Genomic DNA, 15,224 nt, shown 5'->3' on the forward strand with positions numbered 1-15,224 from the left:
CCGTTTCACTCCTCCGGCTCCGCATCGGTGGCCGCCCCGGACACGGGTGGCCCCGCCGTCTCCTCACGCACCACCACATCGACCCGCGCCCCGCCGGGCACCGGATCGATGCCGGGTGCTTCGCTCATCAGGCTGCGCGCCACGAGGTCACGCTTGTAGCCCGTTTCGCGCAGCAGCGCCGCAACGGCAACCGCGCGCGTCAGGGCGCGTTCCCAGGCCAGCCCCGCGGACTGGTCCTCCCGCTCGGCGTGCCCGACCACCTCGATCCGGTTGCCGATCCGGCCCACCGCCGCACCCAGCAGATACAGCACGCGCCGCCCCTGGTCGGTGAAGCTGCCGCCGGTTGGGTCGAACATCACATGGGCCGGCAGGCCGATCACCACGCGGTCGTCCTCCCGCCGCACCTCCACCGCCGCCAGATCCTCGTTGGCCGCGGTCTGGGTACGAAGCAGGGCGCTGAGATAATCCAGATTGATCGCCGAATATGACTCCACCGTGGCGGCGTTGAAGGCGGCCTTCGGCTCGGGCGGCGTCGCCGAGGGCGTCACCGCGGTGGAGCGGGCCGACGACAGCGACTTGACCAGCCCGGTCCAGCGCTGGGCTTCCGGCTCGCTCATCGAGTACATCAGCACGAAGAAGGCGAGCAGCAGCGACATCAGGTCGGTGAAGCTGATCAGCCAGATCGTCCGGTTGTGGCCGCCGCTCTTGTCCTCGGCCTTGGGGAGTTTGGGAAGGCGGATCATCGGCGCCCTCCCCCCGGCGCATCGTCCAGGGCGCGCAGGCTGAACAGCAGGCGGACGGCGCCCGGCGCGCCGCGCTCGATGCCCACCGTCACCGCGTCCGCCGGCGCCCCGTCGGCGATCAGCAACCGGGCCAGCGCGCCGGCCCGCACCACCGGGCCGGGCGGCTGGCTGGGGCCGCCCGCCGGGCCGATGGACAGCAGCGCGTCCAGCTCGATCCGCTCGCCGGGACGGTTCTGCAACAGCGCGTCGGCCACCCGGTCGATCAGGCCGATGCGATCCGGGCGCAGGTCGGCCGTGCCGGGAAGGAACAGCTCGTCGGCGGGCAGGCGCACCTCCAACAGGCGACCCGGCGTGACGCTGTCCACCTTCGCCACGGCGATGGCGGTGGCGAACAGATTGCCCAGACCGTCCAGCCGCTGCACGGCGAAGACGGTGCCGGCGCGCGAGGCCAGCGGGTCCGCCGGTTCGCGCAGGCGGGGGTCGATGTAGAAGGCGGGGAAGCTGCGCTCCAGCGACACCAGCACCGTGCGCACCCGCTGGGCGGTCTGCACGGACTGGGCGTTCAGAACGATGAAGAAGACGAGCAGCAGCAGGAACAGCGACAGCAGAAGCACGATGCTTCCGTTGTTCGGGTTCGGCCGGCTGCCCGACAGGTCCGGCTTCCTGTGGCCGGGCGCAGCCATGGGATTAATCGAAGCTCGCCAGCAGGCGGTCGATCTCGTCCTGGTCCATGGCGGCGCTGGTCATCTGCGGCCCGTGCAGCAGCCCGGCCTCCGGGTCGTCCGCCGGGCGGTCGGTGGCGAAGTTCGGGGCCGGGTCGGCGTGGGCCTCAGCCACGGCAACCGCGGCGGCGGGGCGGGTGTGGTTCTGCCGCACCTCGTCGCCAAAGGCCGCGACGATCATGTCCACCTTCGATTCGATGTGCTTGAGCGTGCGCACGACCTTGGAGATGCGCTGGCCGGTGATGTCCTGGAAGTTGCAGGCCTCGAAGATCTTGGTCACCTGCTCGGTCAGCTTCGCGGAATTCTCCGGGTCGATCTGGCCGGAGATGCCGGTGATGACGTCGCAGGCGTCGAAGATGGCGAAGGTGGCCTGTTCCGTGGCGCCGACGACGGCGTCCAGCTCATCGGTGGCGTTCGGGATGTGCTGGTCACGGATTTCGGCGGGCTGGAGCGCCGCCAGTTCCTGCTTGGCGCTCTCGATGAAGCGGGCGAGGTCGACCACCTCCTTGTAGAGGCGCAGGTCGGTGGCGGAGATGTCGCCGTCCATGCTGCCGAGGATGGAGCGGACGATGTCCGTCACCTCCTCGCGGCTCAGCGGCTGGGCCGCTTCGGCATGGGCGGCGTCGAGCTGCTGGCGCAGGAGCTTCTGGTCGGCGAGCGAGGAGGAAACGGGCGGGGCCATGTGCGTTCCGATGTGAGCGTTCCGTGGTCTTGTCCGGCCTGCGTGCGATCGGGTGCGTCGGCCGGCCCGGACGCAGACGCCGGAAGCGGGTTCGACCCAACCTCGCGTCCTCGCACGGCCGCCGCCGACTCGGAGCCTCGTCAGCCTTTCCAACCCTAATTTCGCTCGGTTAACACGCCGTTAAGCGCCTGAAACGTCGCAACGCAAAGACGGCGTGGAATCGCCCTGCCGGAAAGAAAGCGGAAGCGTTGTTCTGCGCCCGCCCGCCTTCGACCAACGCTCGCCACTGTCGAACTTTAAAGAAAGCTGCGGCAATTTGTTTCAAGTGGAGTCCGCAAACGGACAAAGGGCCGCCTTGCGGGCGGCCCTTCTTCACCGTTGCACCGTGCGACTGTTCCGTCAGGCTGATGCGCCAATGAAACAGTCAGGGGTGAAATGTTCCAGTAAAACAGTCCCGGCGGTCAGCTGCCGCTGCTCCGCCCGCCACCATGGCTGTGTTCGCCGCCCTTGCGGCCCGCTTCCGATGCGCGTTCCGGATCGTTCTTGAAGTTGCCGCCGGACGCCTGCCCACCCTTGTGGCCGGCTTCGGACGCACGTTCCGGATCGTTCTTGAAGTTGCCGCCGGACGCCTGTCCACCCTTGTGGCCGGCTTCGGAGGCGCGCTCCGGGTCGTTCTTGAAGTTGCCGCCGGAAACCTGACCGCCCTTGTGGCCGGCTTCCGCCGCGCGCTCCGGATCGTTCTTGAAGTTGCCGCCGGAGTGCTGACCGCCCGAGCTACGGCCCTGGTTCTGGTCGTTCATCTTGTCTCCTTCCTTCTTGTTGTTGGGCAAACTTGCGTTGCCCGAACACGCCGGAGCCAACATGAAACGATGCCGACCGTCGCGGGCCTTCTACCATCCTGACAGTACGTGTACGTATATTCAGTAGATGCGCCGCGGGCGGTGGGTTATGACCAACCGCACGGTCATACCCGCCTTCCCGTCATCGCAATCAAAGGGCGTATTCAGTTCTTCGGTGCCGTGGGCAGGCCACGCCGTTCGATGAGGGCGGAGGTCAGCTCCTTGGCCTTCAGCGGATCCATCGCGGCCAGGATCGGCGCCGTCTTGGTTTCCTTCATCTTCTCCACCACCCCCAGCAGGACGGGCATGTCCAGCTCCTCGAAAATGCGGGCGGCTTCCTTGGGCTTCATCGTCTCGTAGATCTTCACGAGGCTTTCGAGCTGCGCGGTTTGCTTCTCATCGCCCTGGCGCATCAGCTTCTGGATGTCGGAGCGGACCTTGTCCATCTCCTGCACCTTCTGATCGATGCGCTTCTCGGCGGCGGTCAGCAGGGCTTCGCGCTGTTCCAGCTCCTTGGTGCGGCGCTCGATCTCGGCGCGGCGCTCGGCGAAATGCTGGAGAAGCTCCTCGTTCTTCACCGGGCCGAGAGCGGCGTTGTCCGGCGGCGTCGGATTGGGCGGCGCGCCGTTGCTCGACCCGCCCTGGGCCGGGGCCGGTTCGGGCGAGGGCTTGGCGCCGTTGGCGGCGAGTTGCATGGGCGGCGCCGGAACGGCGCTCTGCCCTTGGGCCAAGGTCGCCGGGAACTCCGGCAGGCGGGCGTCGCGCGTGGTGATCCGCCACAGATCGCCGACGCGCACCCCCAGCATCAGGACGGCGACGAAGATGGTCAGCGGCAGGATGCGGAACCGCCACGCCTTCATCTTCTCGCGCAGCCGCTCCGACAGCGGGCGGCGCGGAACAGCGGGCTTGCGCTTCGCCTTGGCTTTCACCTTGGCCTTCGGCTTCGCTTTGGCGGCGGCTTGGGTCGCGGCCTGCGCGGCACCCTGGGCCGGCGGCTGGCCGGCAACGCTCGGGCTGGTGCGGACGCCGGTCGGGGTGGCCCCGGCCGGGCGGATCACAACCTTGGGCTCCCCGCCGCCGACGGCAGCGGACGCGCCTTTCGTGGTGGTGGCGTCGCTCATCCGACCCCCTTGCCGGCGTTCTCGATGGCTTGCAGAAGTTCACGTTCGGCGCGGGACAGGCTCTCGCCCTCGCGCACGATGGGATCAGACGACGGCGCCGGGCGGCGCGACAATGGGTCGGTCCGCAACGGCTCGGCCCGCAGCGGATCAGCGCGCAGCGGCTCGTTCCGGAAAGCGGCGGAACGCAGCGGCGGCAGATCGTCGTGATCGATGTGACCGTCGTCGTGGAGATCGTGGCCGTGGAGATCGTGGCCATGGAGATCATGATCGTCGTGATCGTGATCATCGTGACCGAGATCGTCCTCGACGATCGGGCGCGGGGCGACGGCCGGGCGCGACGCGACGGGCGGACGGGCGGACAGGCCGGGGCGCACCGCCGGACGCGCCGCCGGGCCCGGCTTCGGACGCTCCCCGCTGACGTTGCCCAGCCGGTTCGCCATGGCGTCGGCGGCCTCGATCATGAATTCCAGCTCGTCGCGCAGGGTCTGCGCCTTGGCGACCGTGCGCTGGAGATCGTCGCCGGTCTCGTGGGCCGTCTTCTTCAGACCGCGCACGCCGGTTTCGGCGCGCGACATGGCCTCGTTCAGGCCGCGCACCAGCTCGGCCATCTCGCCGCGGCTCTCGCGCAGCTTGATGATCTGCCGGTTGAGGATGATCGCGTAGGCGATGGTCGCGGCGAGCAGCCCCACCATCACCAGATCGAGGACGAGCGTGAGGGTCGGGCTCATAGCCGCATGACCTCCTGCTTGGGCAGCTCCCGCTCGATCCGCACGGCGATGTGCCCGCCCTTGCGGCCCATGCGGCCTTGGAACATGGAAACGTCGCCGCAGCGCAGCTCGATGGTGCCGTCCGGCGTGGCGTTCAGAAGAATTCGCGTGCCGACGCGCCAGTTCAGCACGTCGTGCAGGGTCATCGTGACCTCGTCCAGCACCGCGGAGATGTCCACGTCGGTGACCAGCAGTTCCGAGGCGAGGTGGGTTTCCCAGATCGAGTCGCGGCCGAACTTCTCACCCATGAACATCTGGAGCAGAAGCTCGCGCACCGGCTCCAGCGTCGCGTAGGGGATCATCAGCTCCAGGCGGCCGCCGCGATCCTCCATGTCGATGCGCAGCTTGACCAGCACCGCCGCGTTGGCCGGGCGCGCGATGGTCGCGAAGCGCGGGTTGGTCTCCAGCCGGTCGAAGCGGAAGGTGACGGGCGACAGCGGGTCGAAGGCGGCGGACAGGTCGGACAGCACTACATGGACCATGCGCTCCACGAGGTTGCGCTCGATGGTCGTGTAGGGGCGGCCTTCGATGCGCATCGCCGCCGTACCGCGCCGTCCGCCCAGCAGCACGTCCACGATGGAATAGATCAACGCCGAGTCCACGACCATCAGGCCGTAGTTGTCCCACTCCTCCGCCTTGAAGACGGACAGCATCGCCGGCAGCGGGATGGAGTTCAGGTAGTCGCCGAAGCGCACCGAGGAAATCTGGTCGAGGCTGACCTCGACGTTGTCGGAGGTGAAGTTGCGCAAGGACGTGGACATCATGCGGACGAGGCGGTCGAAGACCACCTCCAGCATGGGCAGGCGTTCGTAGTTGACCAGCGCCGAATTGACCAGCGCCATGATGCCGGAGTTGTCGCCGTCCCCGGCCCCGCCCTGGTCGAAGCCGAGCAGGCTGTCGATCTCGTCCTGGTTCAGGACGCGGGTCGAACCGCCGCCGCCCATGTCCGCCATGTCGCCCATGTCGCCACCGTCTTCGGCGAGGGCGGCCCATTCGGCGGCAAGGCGTTCTTCTTCGCTCAGTTCCTCGGTGTTGCTCATGGCCCGTTTCCGCCGCCCCTACTGGACCAGCATTTCCTTGAACAGAACGTCCTTGACCTTCACCGGATGGGCGGACGCGGTGATCCGCATCAGCAGCTCCTGGCGCAGGCGGTACATGCCCGCCGACCCCTTCAGATCCTCCAGCCGCAATTCGCGCAGATAGACCTGGAAGTTGTCGATGATGCGCGGCAGCACATGCTCGATCGCCGGTATGTCCTCGCCCTTGGCAAGCTGGATCGAGATCTTGATCTTCAGGAAGGCCGGGCGCTTGCCGCTGCTGTTGAGGTTCACCAGCATGTCCGGCAGGTCGTAGAAGACCGGTGCGGCGTGGGGATCGGGCTGCGCCGGCTCCGCCGGCACCTCCGCATGCTCTTCCTTCTTGCCGAGCAGCGAGTCGAGCAGGCCGCTGAAATACACGCCCGCCCCGGCGCCGATCAGCAGCACCAGCGGCAGGATGACGAACAGGACCAGCTTCTTGCCGCTGAATTTCTTGCGCGGCAGGCCATCGGTCGGGACGTCGTCTTCAGCGTGCGCGGTCATGGAATCCTAAGCGCGAGCGGTGGCGGAGCGTGGCCTTACCAGCGCAGCAACCCTATCTTTCGGATAGTTAACAAAGCCTTTCAGGCACGGTCCGGGCCTGTGACAGAAGCGCAACCACAGACAGCGGCACGGTTCTTGATTGGGGCATCGCCGGAAATCCCCGTCAACCGAGGAGCGACCGCCCGAACCACGCCCGCAATCCCTCTCCGCACCACCCTGCCCCACCTTGCCCGCCGACTGTCCGCCCGCTCCCGGCGGATGGAGCGGCCTTGCGACCCGCGCGCCGTCCGCGCTGCGGCAACGGGACGCTTTTGCCCGGCGTCAGGCGGCAGCCCTTGCCAACCCACCGGCAGTTCTTGCCCGGCAGGCGCTTCCCCGCCGGCAGCGTCCGCGGCCATTCCAGCCCTCCCGGCCGTTTTCGGCGCTGGCACGCGCCGTGCATTGCCATTTGCGCCGGTCGGGACGCTCCCCCGGCCCGAATGGAAAAGAGGCCGCCGATGGAAAACCCGATCTACGTGTCCCTGTCGCGCCAGATGACCCTGCGCCGCCAGCTGGACGTGATCTCGAACAACATCGCGAACATGAACACCACGGGCTTCAAGCAGCAGCGCATGCTGTTCACGGAGTTCCTGGAGCGTCCGGGGATGCACGAGCAGGTCAGCTTCGTGCAGGACCGCGCCGTGGTGCGCGACCTCTCGGCCGGCGGGATGATGCAGACCGGCAATTCGCTGGATCTGGCGCTGACCGGCCACGGCTACTTCACGGTCGATACGGCCAGCGGCCCCCGTTACACCCGCGCCGGCAACTTCCGCCTGAACGACCAGCGCCAGATCGTCGACGGCGGCGGCCTGCCGGTCCTGGGCGACAACGGCCAGCCGCTCGCCGTCCCGAACGGCACCAGGGACATCATGGTGTCCGGCGACGGCACCGTTGCCACCGAGCTGGGTCCAGTCGGCCGGCTGAACATCGTCACCTTCCGCAACGAGCAGCTGATGACCGAGGTCGGAGCCGGCCTCTACGTCAGCGACGAGGAGCCGCAGGCGGCCCCCGCCGACACGAAGGTGGCACAGGGAATGCTAGAGAATTCGAACGTGAAGCCGGTGGTCGAGATGACGGCGCTGATCGAGATCCAGCGCCAGTACCAGTCGAACCAAAAGCTGATCGAGAACGAGCACGAGCGCATCCGCAGCGCCATCCAGAAGCTGGGCCGCACGGCCTGATCGACCGCGTAAAGGAGCAAGAACCATGCGCAGCCTCGCCATCGGCGCCACCGGCATGATCGCCCAGCAGCTGAACGTCGAAACCATCTCGAACAACATCGCCAACGCGACGACGACCGGCTTCAAGAAGCAGCGGGCCGAGTTCCAGGACCTGCTGTACCAGAACTTCCGCCGCATCGGCTCCACCTCGTCGGACGCCGGCACCATCGTGCCGACCGGTGTGCAGGTGGGCGCCGGCGTGCGCGTCGCCGCGGTGGCCCGCGTGCTGGAGCAGGGCAACCTGACCGTCACCGACAACAAGCTGGACGTCGCCATCAACGGCTCCGGCTATTTCCAGGTGCAGCTCCCCAGCGGCGACACGGCCTACACCCGCGCCGGCAATTTCAAGCTGTCGCCGGAGGGCATCATCGTCACCGCCGACGGCTATCCGGTGCAGCCGGCCATCACCATCCCGGCGGAAGCGGTGGACGTCGCCATCAACGCCTCGGGCGAGGTGATGGTGAAGCTGGACGGCCAGGTCGCCCAGCAGAATGTCGGGCAGATCCAGCTCGCCACCTTCGCCAACGCGGCGGGTCTGGAAGCGGTCGGCGACAATCTGTTCCTGCAGACCGGCGCGTCGGGCGAGGCGGTCGGCGGCAACCCCGGCGCTCCCGGCTTCGGCCGCGTGGTGCAGGGCGCCCTGGAGACCTCCAACGTCAACATCGTGCAGGAGATCACCACCCTGATCTCCGCCCAGCGCGCCTACGAGATGAATTCCAAGGTCATCAAGACCACCGACGAGATGATGCAGCAGGCTTCGCAGCTCCGCTGATCCAGGCACCGCCGTAAGGCTCGTCTTTGCAAGGAATCCCCGCCATGTCCCGCCCCGCCCTGCGCATCCTCGGCACCGCCCTTCTCGCCGCCACCCTTGTCGGCGGACAGACGGTCTTTGCCCACACGGCCCTCGCCCAGACGATGGACGGCGGCGCCTCGGCGGCAGCGGCGCAAGCGGTGGTCTACAGCCCGGCCCATGTCGAGGCGGTGCTGTCCGACGCGCTGTCCCGCCAGATCACCACGGGGCGCCTGCAGATGGAGCTGGACAACCGGGCGATGGAGCTGCGCGCCCCGGCGGGCGCCGGCAGCCTGACGGTGGAGAACCTCTACTACAACCCGGTGCAGGGCCGCTTCGCCGCGGAGATGATCGTGGCCGACACCCGCCCGGTCGTGCGCCTTCCGGTGTCGGGCCGCGCCTATGGCGTGGTCCAGGTGCCGGTGCTGTCGCGGCGCATCGCGCCCGGCGATGTGATCGGCCCCGGCGACGTGGATTGGCAGGATGTGCGCGTCGACCTCGCCGGCAGCGACATCGCCGCCACCGACGCCCAGCTCATCGGCCTGACGCCGCGCCGCGGCGTTCCCGTGAACCAGCCCGTGCGTCTGCGCGACCTGCAGTCGCCGCGGGTGGTGGACAAGGGCGCGCTGGTCACCATCACGCTGGCCACCGAGAACCTGACCCTGTCGGTCCAGGGCAAGGCCCTGCAGGACGGCGGCCGGGGCGACGTGATCCGCGTCGTCAACACCCAATCGAACCGCATCCTCGAAGCGACGGTCGCGGGCCCCAACATCGTCGCCGTGGCAAAGCCCGGCGTCATCGCGAAGTAAGGAGAAAGCTCCCATGCCCGCCCTCAAGACGACCGCCCCCAGGCACACGGTCCGCACGGCGTTCCGCTTCGCGCTGCTCGCCGCCGTCGCCGCCGGCCTGCCCGCCTGCAACGCCATGTCGCGCGTGGCGGACATCGGCTCCGCTCCGGAACTCACCAAGATCAAGGACCCGCAGGCCCAGCCCGGCTACCAGCCGGTCAGCCTGCCGATGCCCACCCCCCTGCCGACGGAGCGCAACCCGAACTCACTGTGGCGGACCGGCGCCAAGGCCTTCTTCAAGGACCAGCGCGCCGCCAAGGTCGGCGACCTGCTGACCGTCGACATCCAGATCAACGACCAGGCCCAGCTCAACAACCAGACCACCCGCACCCGCGGCAACTCCGAGAAGGCCGGTATGCCGAGCTTCCTCGGCTTCGAGGGCAAGGCCCTGCAACGCGCGCTGCCCGACGGGGTGAGCGCCGACAGCTTGCTGGACCTTTCAAGCTCGACCTCCAACGACGGCAAGGGCGCCATCAACCGCAAGGAGCAGATCACCCTGAAGGTGGCCGCCCTGGTCACCCAGTCCCTGCCCAACGGCAACATGGTCATCCAGGGCCGGCAGGAGGTCCGGGTGAACTACGAAGTGCGTGACCTGATCATCACCGGCGTGATCCGGCCGGAGGACATCACCGCGCAGAACACCATCAGCTACGAGAAGGTCGCCGAGGCCCGCATCTCCTACGGTGGACGCGGACAGATCACCGACGTGCAGCAGCCGCGTTACGGCCAACAGCTCTTCGACATCATCATGCCCTTCTGAAGACGTTTCGGGGACCAGGACCGAAACGCGCCAGCGACCAGCACGGAAGGGGGCGGCGCCCCCTTCCGGCCGGCTGCGGGGAACCGCAGCCGGCTCGCACGCGCTTGGCCGGGAAGTTTCTGCCGCCCGGATGGATCTGCCGCTCCGTTCTTGCCCCCCCGTTGGCACCCCGTCACCCGTTCCGAGCCAGAAGAGCCTCGTAACGCCGGACGGTGTCCCGCATCTCCTCCAGGATTTGGCGCTGTTCCTCGTTCGCCGCCCGTGTGCACTCTGCGTCGGCACGCGCGTGCTCGGCATGAAGTCGGGCTTTCTCGGCGTAACGCCGGGTGGCCTCATGGAGAAACCGCGCCTCTTCCCCGACGCGTCGCGCGTCCTCCGCCGCAAGCCTGGCCACCTCGGCGGATCGGCGCGCTTCCTCATCCAGCGCTCGCGTTTCCTCGGCTTCCTGCCGCTGCGCCTCGCCGGTGATCCGCCCCTCTTCCGCCATGAGTCGCGCGCCCTCCTCCTCGACATGGCGGTGGAAGTTCGCGGACCGTTCCTCTTCGGCCTCCACACGCAACCGCTCCGCCCCGACCCGGGCCTCTTCGGCCTTGCTGCGCCGAGCCTCGCTGCGGCAACGCCAATCCTCCGCATCGGCACTCCGCGCCTCAGGGCGATTCACCGGATGATGCGTCTGGGTCATGGGGCTTCCCTTTCAGCAGGCGGTGAGACCCTTCCAACGCCTTTTCGGCAGAACACAGACGTTCATAGGATCGGTCCAGCAGACGCTTCCTTCTCGTCTGCGTCTCACGGACCAGGGCCTGCAATGTCTCGATCCGCTTCAGGATGTCCATTTCACCGTCAACAGGCCGTTCTGACAACCTGCACCATGGGCTTGTGGGCGGCCGAGCCGGGTTTGCGGCGGGATGCGCGGAAGCGTCACGCCGAAGGGCGAGGCGGCCATCGGCCGACGTCCCTCGTTCGATAGGGGGAGCGACAGGGAGTGGCAGCCCGTTTCCCCGGCTGGCCGGAACCGGCCGGGGCCGGTAGGTTGACGGCTCCTTGCAGCGGGCTCGCGGCCGGCCCGAGCGAACCAAGCTCCGACAGAGGGGCAGGCCGCCCATTTCTCATTCCATGGCCGGAACGCGGCGACTCCGGGCTCCCCTCCGTCCCCGGCACTCTCCTGTTGACAAGGCCATGCGGTTGAAGACCACTGGCGTCATGGCAACCATTCAAGAAGCGCTGACCATCGCGCTCGACCACCATCAGGCTGGACGTCCGGCGGAGGCGGAGATTCTGTGCCGGCGCATCCTCGATGCCGACCCGGATCAGGCAACCGCCTGGCATTTGCTGGGCATCATTCACGCGCAGGCCGGGCTCTTCGCCGAAGCCGCAGCCCTGCTCGGCGAGGCGCTGGCCCGCGCGCCGGGAGCCGACCTGCATCGGCACCGCGCCATGGCCCGTCAGGAAGCCGGCGACCTGGAGGGCGCGATCGCCGACTACCGCGAGGCCGCGCGGTTGGACCCCGCTCTGTCCGACGCCGCGCTCAACGCCGGAATCATACTGGAGCGGCTTGGACGCCACGCGGAGGCGCGGGAGGCCTACCGGACGGCCCTGATGTCGGACGGCACTTCCGACGGCGGCAACGTCCGCGCCGCCACCCATCTCGGCCGGTTGTTGCTGGCCGGCGGCGACGCGGCGGAAGCGGCGATCGTCCTGGAAGGCGCGGTCCGGGCCGACTCCACCGCACTGGAATCCTGGTACCATCTGGCCGATGCCCGTGCACGGTCGGGAGACGTCCGCGGGGCCGAAGCCGCGCGACGCCGCGCCCTGGCGCTGTCCCCAGCCTTCTTCGGAATCCTGGCCCGCGCGCCGGACAGCGGGGATGATCCCGACAAAGCCGCCCGGCGGCTAGGCTGGGCGCGGGCGCTCGAACCGCAGCGGCCCGAGCCGCTGTGCAACCTCGCCGCCACCCGCCTGCGCCAAGGGCGCCTTGCGGAAGCCGACGCGCTCTACACCGCCCATCTGGAGCGCGCTCCCGCCGACTCCGCGGGCTGGAGCGCGCGGGCGGTCTGCCGGATGGACGCCGGTGGCACGGAGTCGGCCGAAGCCGACGGCCGGCGCGCCCTCGCACTCGACCCGGCGGCGGAGGGCGCCCTGGCCACCCTGTCGGTCCTGCGGAGCCGGCGGGGCGACCCGTTCGCCGCCGGCCTTCTGCACCGCCGGATGCGCCGCCTGGCGAACGGCTCCGCGCCGGCCGGCGACAACGATCTGGACGCGCTGATCCGGGCGACCGCCGCGGCCATGCCCTTCCTGGCCGAAGCCTCCCATCCCGAGCGCCGGAACGCCGCGGCACGGAGTTTCAACCCGCATCTGCGCGTCCGCCACCACGACACCGAGACCCGTGACCGCATCACCACCTTCTGGTCGGGGGCGCCCCTGAACGCCGGGGCACGGCTGGCGCTGCGCTCCATGGTGGCGCAGGGGCACCCGGTGCATCTGTACAGCTACGGCGACCCCGCCCTGCTCGGCCGGGTGCCGGATGGCGTGCGGGTGGAGGACGCCGGAACGGTGGTGCCGCACCATGTCTACGACCTGTGCGTCCGCAGCGCCGAGATCCGCTATTTCAGCGACATCTTCCGCTACGCCGCCCTGCACGCCTTCGGCGGCTGGTGGCTGGACACCGACGTCGTCCTGCTGAAGCCGCTGAGTTTCGGCACCGGCCACGTGTTCTGCTCGCAATGGCACGGCCTGGACGCCGGCCACACCCTGGTCGGCGACGCCATCCGCGCGCCGCGGGGCTCGGTCCACATGCGCCGGCTGTTCGAGGAGTCGATGCGCATCCTGATGAGCGGCAGCGACCGCCGCTTCGGCGCGGTCGGCCCGCTGCTGCTCAGCCGCTACGTGCTGACCGGGCCGGGCCGGGATCTGCTGGACCGCGTGCTGCCCCCGACGGTCTTCAACGCCGTCGACTGGACGGAGCATTCCTGGCTGGCCGAACCCGGCGGACGGGCGCTGGCCCTGTTGTCGGACGAGCGGGTCGCCGGCGTGCATTTGTGGAACGGCATGTGGGGTCCCGGCGGCCCTCCGGCGGAGGACGCCGACGCGGAGTCGGTGCTGGGCCGGCTGGCCGCCCTGCACGATACTGACGCCTCCCTGTCGGCCCTCGCCATGCGCTTTCATTCCGACAAGGGCCCCCGCCTGGGCAGCGAGCGGCTGGGGCATCACTACACGCGGGTCTATGACGCGCTGTTCTCACCGCGGCGGTTCGAGGCTCTGCGCATCCTGGAGATCGGCCTCTGCCGCGGCCGGGTCGAGGGCTGGAAGCAGGACGACGTGCCGAGCCTGCGCATGTGGGAGCGCTATTTCCCGAACGCCGTCCTCATCGGCGCGGACATCGAAGACTTTTCGGCTTTCGACGACGGGCGGGTGACGACCCGGCGCGTCGACCAGGGCGACGCCGCGGGCCTGCGGCGCGTGGCTGAGGAGGACGGCCCATTCGACATCGTCCTCGATGACGGCTCGCACGCCTCGCGCCATCAGCAGATGACGCTGGCCGCCCTGTTCGGACGGCTGCGCCCCGGCGGGGTTTACGTCATCGAGGATCTGAACTGGCAGCCCCCCGACGTCGAGCGCCCCGAGGACCGTCTCACGCTCGATGTCCTGCGCGGATTCATGGAAAACGGCCGGATCGACAGCCCGCACATCACGGCGGCGGAGTGCCGCGCCCTCGAATCGGGGATGGGCCGCGTGGAGCTGTACGACAGCCTCAGCGAACTGGTCGGGGCGGAGCGCATGGCCGGTCTGGCGGTGATCCACCGCCGCGACGGCAACTCCTGACGGACGAGAGCCCCCGCCGGGATCGGAGGGGGCTTGCCCGAGACCGAGACAGCGAGGATAGCCGCCGCGTCAGTCGTCGCGCTGGGTGCGCTCCATGCGCTCGTGCCGCTCCTGGGCTTCCAGGCTCAGCGTCGCGATGGGGCGGGCGTCGAGGCGGCGGACGGAGATGGGCTCCCCCGTTTCCTCGCAGTAGCCGTAGGACCCATCCTGCAACCGCTCCAGCGCCGCGTCGATCTTGGAGATCAGCTTGCGCTCGCGGTCACGGGTGCGGAGTTCCAACGCGCGGTCGGTCTCCGCCGACGCGCGGTCGGCGATGTCCGGTTCCTGGATGCCGCCTTCCTGAAGGCTGCTCAGGGTCTCGCTGGATTCAGCCAGCAGCTCCGCGCGCCAGCGCAGCAGCTTCTGGCGGAAATATTCCCGCATCACGGGATTCATGAACTCCTCGTCTTCCGACGGGGTGTAGTTCTTAGGCAGAAGCGGAGACGACATCCGAGAGCATCCAACGCAAAAGGGTGATCCGGGCGGCGCGGAGTATAGGTAGGCGCATCGGCAACCGCAACCCTGCGCTTCGCCTATCGAAGCGCGAACAAGCCCTTGGAGAAGCAAAGTTTTGTGAAAGGTTCGGCGATGGCCGTACGGCCGATGCCGAAAAGCCGGTCCTATGGCCGGAAACCGCGCTCAGGGGGTGAGCTTCGCAAGCTCGACCTGGGCGCGCAGATCGATCTGGTCAAGAATGTCGGCCAGCCGCGGATCGTCCACATGGACGCGGCGCGACTGCACCACCTTCACGAGGTCCATCAGCTTCTGTGCCGGAAGCGTGCCGGCGAGAAGCCCGTGCTGGATCTCCTCCAGCTTGTCGAGCATCTCCTCGGCGCGCATCTTGCCACGCGACGCACGGGCCGTGGCGTCGTCCACCTCCTGCAACGCCAGCACGCTGGCGATGCCGGCCAGCGGCGCCGCGGCGTGGACGCCCTGCGCGGTGTTGGTCTCGCCGACGAGCTGCTTGGAAAAGGACGCACCGGACGAGCCTTCGGCTTTCCCCGTGCGCCGGACCGAGCTGCTGCCGCGAAGTTTTCCGGGGCCTTCGACTTTCATGTTCCGTGCAACCGGTTTCGGAAAAGCGCGACACTCTAGATGGAAGCACCTTAACATCCGGTCAAGGTTTGCCGCAATCGGGTAAAAATTGCCCTGCTTCCGTGACATAAAGCGGTCGGACGCGGTGCCAATTTCCGGCCTTTTCATCCGGCGCCGCCGCTTCCCCTTGCCGATCCTGCGCTTTGCCTGCCATCCGCAG

16 protein-coding genes are annotated in these 15,224 nt (G+C 68.6%); 5 read left to right on the top strand and 11 right to left on the bottom strand.

What is annotated here, in order from left to right; translation table 11 throughout:
* Positions 1–5 precede the first annotated feature (5 nt).
* The 8 genes from ACWPXE_RS16935 to ACWPXE_RS16970 form a co-directional block, all read right to left on the bottom strand.
* Positions 6–743, bottom strand: a complete 738-nt coding sequence (locus tag ACWPXE_RS16935; protein ID WP_035674985.1) for a flagellar motor protein MotB — start codon at positions 741–743, stop codon at positions 6–8.
* Entirely contained in the window at positions 740–1,426 is a 687-nt protein-coding gene (locus ACWPXE_RS16940; RefSeq protein ID WP_454018736.1) for a hypothetical protein, read from the bottom strand. Before ACWPXE_RS16940 ends, ACWPXE_RS16935 begins: the two co-directional genes overlap by 4 nt.
* 4 nt (positions 1,427–1,430) lie before the next feature.
* The gene (locus ACWPXE_RS16945; RefSeq protein ID WP_237903192.1) at positions 1,431–2,147 is read right to left on the bottom strand and encodes a protein phosphatase CheZ; all 717 of its coding nucleotides are present in this window, start codon (positions 2,145–2,147) and stop codon (positions 1,431–1,433) included.
* A gap of 461 nt (positions 2,148–2,608) precedes the next feature.
* Positions 2,609–2,947 (bottom strand): con-10 family general stress protein, encoded by a 339-nt coding sequence (locus ACWPXE_RS16950; RefSeq protein WP_137114835.1) that lies wholly within the window; start codon positions 2,945–2,947, stop codon positions 2,609–2,611.
* A gap of 203 nt (positions 2,948–3,150) precedes the next feature.
* Positions 3,151–4,107: a MotE family protein gene (locus ACWPXE_RS16955; protein ID WP_454018737.1), complete on the bottom strand. Its 957-nt coding sequence runs from the start codon at positions 4,105–4,107 to the stop codon at positions 3,151–3,153.
* Positions 4,104–4,835 carry a DUF6468 domain-containing protein gene (locus ACWPXE_RS16960; protein WP_454018738.1) on the bottom strand — a complete coding sequence of 244 codons (732 nt, stop codon included), beginning with the start codon at positions 4,833–4,835 and terminating at the stop codon, positions 4,104–4,106. Before ACWPXE_RS16960 ends, ACWPXE_RS16955 begins: the two co-directional genes overlap by 4 nt.
* Entirely contained in the window at positions 4,832–5,914 is a 1,083-nt protein-coding gene (fliM, locus tag ACWPXE_RS16965; protein ID WP_035674995.1) for a flagellar motor switch protein FliM, read from the bottom strand. Before fliM ends, ACWPXE_RS16960 begins: the two co-directional genes overlap by 4 nt.
* 18 nt (positions 5,915–5,932) lie before the next feature.
* A complete protein-coding gene (locus ACWPXE_RS16970) occupies positions 5,933–6,454 on the bottom strand; it encodes a flagellar basal body-associated FliL family protein (RefSeq protein WP_035674997.1) in 522 nt (173 codons plus the stop codon).
* Between the two features lie 497 nt (positions 6,455–6,951).
* Here ACWPXE_RS16970 and flgF point away from each other — a divergent pair, with 497 nt between their 5' ends.
* From flgF to flgH, 4 genes are read left to right on the top strand one after another with little or no spacing between them, the layout of a single operon-like run.
* The gene (flgF, locus tag ACWPXE_RS16975) at positions 6,952–7,674 is read left to right on the top strand and encodes a flagellar basal-body rod protein FlgF (protein WP_454018739.1); all 723 of its coding nucleotides are present in this window, start codon (positions 6,952–6,954) and stop codon (positions 7,672–7,674) included.
* Between the two features lie 25 nt (positions 7,675–7,699).
* Positions 7,700–8,485: a flagellar basal-body rod protein FlgG gene (gene flgG / locus ACWPXE_RS16980; protein ID WP_145626373.1), complete on the top strand. Its 786-nt coding sequence runs from the start codon at positions 7,700–7,702 to the stop codon at positions 8,483–8,485.
* Between the two features lie 44 nt (positions 8,486–8,529).
* Positions 8,530–9,312, top strand: a complete 783-nt coding sequence (flgA, locus tag ACWPXE_RS16985; RefSeq protein WP_454018740.1) for a flagellar basal body P-ring formation chaperone FlgA — start codon at positions 8,530–8,532, stop codon at positions 9,310–9,312.
* Positions 9,313–9,325: 13 nt separating this feature from the next.
* Positions 9,326–10,111: a flagellar basal body L-ring protein FlgH gene (gene flgH, locus ACWPXE_RS16990; protein ID WP_454018741.1), complete on the top strand. Its 786-nt coding sequence runs from the start codon at positions 9,326–9,328 to the stop codon at positions 10,109–10,111.
* Positions 10,112–10,283: 172 nt separating this feature from the next.
* Here flgH and ACWPXE_RS16995 read toward each other — a convergent pair whose 3' ends face one another.
* Entirely contained in the window at positions 10,284–10,793 is a 510-nt protein-coding gene (locus ACWPXE_RS16995) for a hypothetical protein (RefSeq protein WP_454018742.1), read from the bottom strand.
* A gap of 518 nt (positions 10,794–11,311) precedes the next feature.
* Here ACWPXE_RS16995 and ACWPXE_RS17000 point away from each other — a divergent pair.
* A complete protein-coding gene (locus ACWPXE_RS17000; protein WP_454018743.1) occupies positions 11,312–13,930 on the top strand; it encodes a tetratricopeptide repeat protein in 2,619 nt (872 codons plus the stop codon).
* A 69-nt stretch (positions 13,931–13,999) separates the two neighbouring features.
* On the opposite strand, the gene dksA is transcribed toward ACWPXE_RS17000, so the two are convergent.
* Both dksA and ACWPXE_RS17010 read right to left on the bottom strand, forming a co-directional pair.
* Positions 14,000–14,419 carry an RNA polymerase-binding protein DksA gene (gene dksA / locus ACWPXE_RS17005; RefSeq protein ID WP_035675009.1) on the bottom strand — a complete coding sequence of 140 codons (420 nt, stop codon included), beginning with the start codon at positions 14,417–14,419 and terminating at the stop codon, positions 14,000–14,002.
* A gap of 189 nt (positions 14,420–14,608) precedes the next feature.
* Entirely contained in the window at positions 14,609–15,025 is a 417-nt protein-coding gene (locus ACWPXE_RS17010) for a flagellar assembly protein FliX (protein ID WP_014240995.1), read from the bottom strand.
* Between the last annotated feature and the right edge of the window lie 199 nt (positions 15,026–15,224).

This window comes from Azospirillum sp. Marseille-Q6669, assembly GCF_965111635.1.

Coding starts and splice junctions, on each gene's coding strand:
- ACWPXE_RS16935 (WP_035674985.1), bottom strand. CDS start 743: ATGATCCGCCTTCCCAAACTCCCCAAGGCCGAGGACAAGAGCGGCGGC.
- ACWPXE_RS16940 (WP_454018736.1), bottom strand. CDS start 1,426: ATGGCTGCGCCCGGCCACAGGAAGCCGGACCTGTCGGGCAGCCGGCCG.
- ACWPXE_RS16945 (WP_237903192.1), bottom strand. CDS start 2,147: ATGGCCCCGCCCGTTTCCTCCTCGCTCGCCGACCAGAAGCTCCTGCGC.
- ACWPXE_RS16950 (WP_137114835.1), bottom strand. CDS start 2,947: ATGAACGACCAGAACCAGGGCCGTAGCTCGGGCGGTCAGCACTCCGGC.
- ACWPXE_RS16955 (WP_454018737.1), bottom strand. CDS start 4,107: ATGAGCGACGCCACCACCACGAAAGGCGCGTCCGCTGCCGTCGGCGGC.
- ACWPXE_RS16960 (WP_454018738.1), bottom strand. CDS start 4,835: ATGAGCCCGACCCTCACGCTCGTCCTCGATCTGGTGATGGTGGGGCTG.
- fliM (WP_035674995.1), bottom strand. CDS start 5,914: ATGAGCAACACCGAGGAACTGAGCGAAGAAGAACGCCTTGCCGCCGAA.
- ACWPXE_RS16970 (WP_035674997.1), bottom strand. CDS start 6,454: ATGACCGCGCACGCTGAAGACGACGTCCCGACCGATGGCCTGCCGCGC.
- flgF (WP_454018739.1), top strand. CDS start 6,952: ATGGAAAACCCGATCTACGTGTCCCTGTCGCGCCAGATGACCCTGCGC.
- flgG (WP_145626373.1), top strand. CDS start 7,700: ATGCGCAGCCTCGCCATCGGCGCCACCGGCATGATCGCCCAGCAGCTG.
- flgA (WP_454018740.1), top strand. CDS start 8,530: ATGTCCCGCCCCGCCCTGCGCATCCTCGGCACCGCCCTTCTCGCCGCC.
- flgH (WP_454018741.1), top strand. CDS start 9,326: ATGCCCGCCCTCAAGACGACCGCCCCCAGGCACACGGTCCGCACGGCG.
- ACWPXE_RS16995 (WP_454018742.1), bottom strand. CDS start 10,793: ATGACCCAGACGCATCATCCGGTGAATCGCCCTGAGGCGCGGAGTGCC.
- ACWPXE_RS17000 (WP_454018743.1), top strand. CDS start 11,312: ATGGCAACCATTCAAGAAGCGCTGACCATCGCGCTCGACCACCATCAG.
- dksA (WP_035675009.1), bottom strand. CDS start 14,419: ATGTCGTCTCCGCTTCTGCCTAAGAACTACACCCCGTCGGAAGACGAG.
- ACWPXE_RS17010 (WP_014240995.1), bottom strand. CDS start 15,025: ATGAAAGTCGAAGGCCCCGGAAAACTTCGCGGCAGCAGCTCGGTCCGG.